This is a genomic window from Achromobacter sp. GbtcB20, assembly GCF_019091095.1.
Taxonomy (GTDB): Bacteria; Pseudomonadota; Gammaproteobacteria; order Burkholderiales; family Burkholderiaceae_B; genus Achromobacter; species Achromobacter mucicolens.
On record NZ_JAGXJZ010000440.1, the window covers coordinates 1 to 298 of the forward strand.

The window sequence follows — 298 nt, forward strand, 5'->3', positions numbered from 1 at the left end:
AAGGAACGGTTTCATCACCAGCTGCGTTAGGGGGTTGCAAAAGCAGAAATAATTTTTGATCTCCTGCCTGTACGGTAAGTTTCCCTTTGGCATCGTCAGCTAATAGCTTCCAGGTTTCGGGTGGCGTTAGTGGCTTGCGGTTTTTGCCGGGCTGCCATAAGAAATCTTGCGTCTTGAAGACAACTTCGCCATATGTTACGCGCTCGTGCGAGGCGCCAAAACTCGCATAGCAATTGGTAGGATGAAAGGTGGTTTCGATAGACTGGAGAAATTTGGCCGCCTTCTTCAGACGAATGCG

Annotated in this window: 1 pseudogene; it reads right to left on the minus strand. The window is 49.3% G+C overall.

The features are described from left to right. Positions 1-298, minus strand: a pseudogene (locus KVT32_RS29670) (hypothetical protein); the annotation flags it as partial.